Annotated in this window: 4 protein-coding genes; 1 reads left to right on the forward strand and 3 read right to left on the reverse strand. The window is 36.8% G+C overall.

Annotated elements, in window-relative coordinates; all coding sequences use genetic code 11:
- Window positions 1–176: 176 nt before the first annotated feature.
- Window positions 177–629: a D-aminoacyl-tRNA deacylase gene (dtd, locus tag ABY905_RS13520; RefSeq protein ID WP_372644755.1), complete on the reverse strand. Its 453-nt coding sequence runs from the start codon at window positions 627–629 to the stop codon at window positions 177–179.
- A gap of 598 nt (window positions 630–1,227) precedes the next feature.
- On the opposite strand from dtd, the gene ABY905_RS13525 reads away from it, so the two are divergent.
- Complete coding sequence (locus ABY905_RS13525) at window positions 1,228–2,211, forward strand: lipoate--protein ligase (protein ID WP_372644757.1); 984 nt, start codon at window positions 1,228–1,230, stop codon at window positions 2,209–2,211.
- A 48-nt stretch (window positions 2,212–2,259) separates the two neighbouring features.
- Here the strand turns inward: ABY905_RS13525 and uvrC are convergent, their stop codons facing one another.
- Together uvrC and ABY905_RS13535 are read right to left on the reverse strand one after the other, a co-directional pair.
- On the reverse strand, window positions 2,260–4,062 hold the full coding sequence (uvrC, locus tag ABY905_RS13530; protein ID WP_372644759.1) for an excinuclease ABC subunit UvrC: 1,803 nt from the start codon (window positions 4,060–4,062) through the stop codon (window positions 2,260–2,262).
- 42 nt (window positions 4,063–4,104) lie between these two features.
- Window positions 4,105–5,455, reverse strand: a 1,351-nt coding sequence (locus tag ABY905_RS13535; RefSeq protein ID WP_372644761.1) for an adenine deaminase C-terminal domain-containing protein, incomplete at its 5' end; no start/stop codon positions are given.

Consider the following 5,455-nt stretch of genomic DNA (forward strand, 5'->3'; position numbering starts at 1 on the left):
ATGAGTTTATGAGTTTATGAGTTTATGAGTTTATGAGTTTATGAGTTTATAGGTGCAAATTTCGGGTTTCATGCTCAGCTTTGAAAACTGATTTGAAAAAAACTAGCTTTAAACTACAGTCAAATTCCTTTACTTATACACATGTATATCAACAAGTGATCACATAAACACATCAATTACTCTTTGTTTTTACTGTCAATTGTAATGGTCACTGGGCCATCGTTAACTAAAGAAACTTGCATTTCAGCACCAAACTTTCCTCTTTGTGGCTTCTTGCCACTCTCCTTCTCCAAAGCCAATAAAAATGATTCGTATAAGGGTATCGACATCTCTGGTTTCGCAGCATTGATGTATGAAGGTCGGTTCCCTTTTTTTGTGCGGGCATGCAGTGTGAACTGGCTAATTGCTAAAATACCGCCTCCAATTTCTATTAGGGATTTATTCATAACACCCTCTTCATCGTCAAAGATTCTCAAACCACAAACCTTCTTGCAAAGCCAATCAATGTCCTCTTGTCCATCGGCATTTTCAATCCCAACCAAAATCATAAGCCCCTTCCCGATTTCTCCGATAACTTGATTCTCAACTTCTACCGAAGCCCGACTCACTCTTTGAATAACTACTCGCATGTTCTATTTCTTAATGATGCTGTGATTCTATTTTTAAAACTATGAACAGCAAAGTTAAATTTTTGTAGAAGAAGTTGTTATAACTCATCGTAAAATGAACTGTCTTTGATAAAACGAAATCACTAAACATGTCGCGTAAGCGAGTCTAAATCTTAATCGAAGACAAAGAAACCCCATGAATCAATCTAAATGGCACTTACCGATGAAACAAACTTCAGCCATGCTTTTGTTTACAAAATCCTAATCAAAACCGGAACAAGTCTGGATCAAAACTAGAACAAGCCTGGTAATATCCAGTCTTGTACCATAGTTAATCCTATATTATAAGGGCAATAAATGCCAGCAAATCCTTTTTCTGGTGTATGATACAATCGCTGTAAAACGAATTACACAATCGATTCATTCTTCAATTCCATTAAAAATTAGAAAGAGCAATTAAGACTTATCAGAATACACCTGTGCTATTAAAAACCAATCTAAATAATCACAATTCAATATTAATCAGCATATTTGTAATAAGCAATCAAAAAATTAAGCTTGATGATTTTGAACTTCTTATCTAAATCCAGAATCACAAGTCTAAAATTATAAATATCACATGTACTATTATATCAGCAATAGCAATCAAGCCGCCTTTAACCAAGCTACAGAAGAATACTTTCTGAAAAATTTCGATGAGAATTTCTATATGCTCTACCTAAACAAAGCAGCGGTGATTATTGGGAAGCATCAGAATGCTTTAGCTGAAATAAATTTGGATAAGTGCCAAGAACAGGGAATCGAAATTGTTCGTCGCCTTTCGGGAGGTGGTACTGTTTTTCATGACGAAGGAAACTTAAACTATTGCTTCATTAACGAAGGTCAAAAAGGGGAATTAATCAATTTTAGAAAATACTCACAACCTGTCATCGATGTTCTCCAGAGCTTAAATGTGAACGCCAAATTCGAAGGGAAAAGTGATTTAACCATTGATGGGATGAAATTCTCTGGTAATGCCTCCCACATCTACCGAAGTAAGGTGATGCAGCATGGCACCATGCTTTTTTCAAGTGATTTGAACCGCCTAAACAGCCTCCTAAAGGTCAACCCTCTCAAGTTTAAAGACAGAGGTATTCGATCGATTAGAAGTCGCGTAACCAATATCAGTGATCACCTCTCCACTCCACTGAGTATTGATGAACTTCAAAACAAAATCATTCAACACGTACAAAACCAATTTCCAGAAATTAAGCCTTACGAATTGACAGATTCAGATCGTGAGGCCATTAAAAAGTTGATGGAGGAAAAATATTTGAAATGGGAATGGAACTTTGGATACTCTCCAAAATACAAGATCGAAAGGTTAATTAGTTTTGCTAATGGCAATATCCTGGAGATTGAACTTGATATCGAGAAAGGCCGAATCATCAGATCTGAGATTTTGGGCAATTGCATTAAGATGGGAAACATCGTAGAACTTGAAAATAAACTACTCAACATCCCCCATCACAAAGAAAGCTTGCTCCAGGAACTGAAGCAAATCAATTTAAATGACTATTTCCTTAATTTAAAGATTGAAGAATTCATAAAAGCGATATTTTGATCTAATCACAAGCCACAAAACATCATTCATTACTATAATTAGAATAGCCTAACTGAAGTATTTCCAGAGCTTTAAGGCTTTTGATTTTCCTATACATTTTTCAAGATCATCCAGGCTCGTTTTTTTAATGTTTTCTACCGATTTAAAGGTCGTAATCAAGCTTTGCGTGGTTTTTGGGCCAATTCCAGCCACTTCATCCAGCTCAGAAGTAATAAAAGCCTTAGATCTTTTCTGCCTATGAAAGGTGATGGCAAATCGGTGAGATTCATTTCGCAAATGCTGCACCACTTTCAAACTCTCCGAATTCTTATCGAGATACAAAGGGTATGGATCTCCAGGGAAGAAAATCTCTTCCAGACGTTTTGCAATACCCACTATGGCAATCTTACCTCTTAAGTCAAGCTTCTCAAGAGCATTCAATGCAGCTCCCAATTGTCCTTTCCCACCGTCAATCACAATCATCTGAGGTAATGTCTTATCCTCCTCCAATAAACGCTTATATCGCCTATAAATGATCTCTTCCATTGAAGCGAAGTCATTGGCTCCAATCACTGTTTTAATATTAAAATGGCGGTAATCCTTTTTATAAGGTTTCGCATTTCGAAATACAACACAGGATGCCACAGGATGCTCCCCTTGAATATTCGAGTTATCAAAACACTCAATATGAACAGGCAAGTCTTTCAATCGAAAATCCTTTTTCATACCTTCCAATATTCTGTCGGAATGTTTCTTGGGCTGTATTCTCTCAAGTTGTTTCAGCTTTTCCTGTCTGAAGTACTTCACATTACGCAAAGACATGTCGAGAAGCTTCTTTTTATCGCCCCTTTGAGGAACTATAAATCCAACATTCTGCATGGACATATCCAGCTGGAAAGGCACGATGATTTCTTTTGCTGTACTCCCAAATTTTTGTCGAATCTCGACTATCCCCATCAATAAGAGTTCCGGATCACTCTCATTTAATTTCTTTTTAATTTCGATGGTGTGAGCCTGTATAATGGCGCCATTTACTACTTTTACAAAATTGACATAGGCCGTATCTTCATCAGACAAAATGGAATAAACATCAATATTATCTATAGTTGGACTAACAATCGTTGACTTACTTTTGTAATTCTCCAAAAGATCCAACTTCTCTTTGAGTTTATGGGCGTCTTCATATTTGTAATCAGCAGCAAAAGTCTGCATTTTTTCATGAAGAAAGTCAGTAACCATTCTGATATTCCCTTTGAGAATATGGCGAATTTCAGCAATGGTCTGACGGTATTCTTCAAATGTTTCCTTGCCCTCACAAGGCGCTTTACAATTTCCTATATGGTATTCCAAACAAGCCTTAAACTTCCCTTGTGAAATACTCTCCTCATTTAATTTTAGGCTACAAGTTCGCAGCTTGTACAAGCTGCGAATTAAATCCATAAGGGTTCTCACCATACGCACACTAGTGTAGGGTCCAAAATATTCAGATCCATCTTTCACCAATTGTCGGGTGATAAAAACTCTCGGGTAAGTTTCCTTTTTTATACAAATCCATGGATAAGACTTGTCATCCTTTAGGAGGATGTTATATCGAGGTTGATGCTTTTTAATTAAATTATTCTCGAGCAGAAGAGCATCCTCCTCCGTTTCGACAACAAGGTGTTTGATATCTGCAATTTTCTTTACCATCACATTCGTTTTGGCAATATCATGCACCTTATTAAAATAAGAAGCTACGCGTCGCTTTAAACGCTTCGCTTTTCCTACATATATAATTTTGTCTTGTTCATCAAAAAACTGATAAACTCCTGGCTCCTCAGGCAAGGCTGCTACAAGTTCTTTTAGGCGAATGATGTGTTTATTTTCTATCACAAATAGTAAATTCTAATGGATCAGCAAGCAATATAAACAAGACTAATCACAATACAAATCAATCAACTTAAATTGCTCGACATTGAAAAGGCCTTTATCCGAAAGTTTCAATTTAGGTATCACAAGTAAAGACATAAAAGCCAGTGTCATAAATGGTGAATGAAAGCAAGTTCCAAAACTTGTAGTAAAATCTGACAAATCTTTATAATTCAACAATAACTCTTCCCCTCTTTTATTAGACATTAAACCAGCTACTTCTAATTGAACCGAACGAGAATCAATTCCCTCATATGCGACCATTCCACCCTTCAAACCAATAAGCATATTTAGGGCATTCAACAAATCAGCATCATTCGTTCCAACTGCAATTATATTATGACTATCATGGGCGATACTGCCTGAAATTGCACCTTTTTTAAAACCAAATCCCTTTGCAAAACCAACAACAGGCTTCTCATTATTATAGCGACTCATCACAACTATTTTCAATAAGTCTTGTTTAGTATCTGATACAAATCTCCCCTGTTCAACCTTTGGACGTGATTGCATCCAACCTGTCTGCAGATCACCATCACTTACCATCATGACATGCACATCACAATCTTTGGCTTCAACCTGAATATCGTCAAGTTCTATTTGCTTGCGATAAAAATTATTCAAAAGAATCTCATTGTTACTATCGAAGAACACCTCTCCATCTTCATAAATGCATTCTCCTTTCATATAAGAAGATTTCACATTAAATGATTCAAGATTGTCAACTACAATGAAATCTGCAGAGTCTCTCACTTGAAGTAATCCTAAATCTAGGCCATAATGCTTGACCGCATTATAAGATCCAGCTCTTAATAAATTCATGATATCACAACCTTTCTCTAATCCCAACCTAATAAGATGATCTATATGTCCTCTTTCGAATAAATCATCGGGATGTGTATCATCAGTGCATAACATCACACGATCAGTATGCGTTTCTATAAGAGAATACAAAGCCTCAAAATCTTTGGCTGCACTTCCCTCTCTAATCTGTATCATCATTCCAAGACGGATCTTATTCAGAGCTTCGTCTAAGGTCGAGCATTCATGATCTGCAGAAACACCAGCGGCAACATACTTTCTAAGGTTCTCTCCGTTGACACCAGGCGCATGCCCATCAATTTTCTTCCCTAATCGTTTGGTCGCAACAATCTTTTTCATGACATCAAGATCACCTCGAATCACACCTGGATAATCCATAACTTCTGCAAGGCAAACAACCTCTTCCCTTTTCAACAAACTCTCAACCTTATTAGGTCCCAATGTGAAACCAGAAGTTTCAAATGGTGTAGCAGGAACGCAAGAAGGCACACCAAAGCGAATTTCAAGAGGTGTTTTCCTGGCATCATTTATCATG

This window comes from Ancylomarina sp., from assembly GCF_041555295.1.
GTDB lineage: Bacteria > Bacteroidota > Bacteroidia > Bacteroidales > Marinifilaceae > Ancylomarina.

Excerpts from the sequence above, each read along its gene's own strand:
- dtd (WP_372644755.1), bottom strand. The coding sequence starts at position 629 with ATGCGAGTAGTTATTCAAAGAGTGAGTCGGGCTTCGGTAGAAGTTGAG.
- ABY905_RS13525 (WP_372644757.1), top strand. The coding sequence starts at position 1,228 with ATGTACTATTATATCAGCAATAGCAATCAAGCCGCCTTTAACCAAGCT.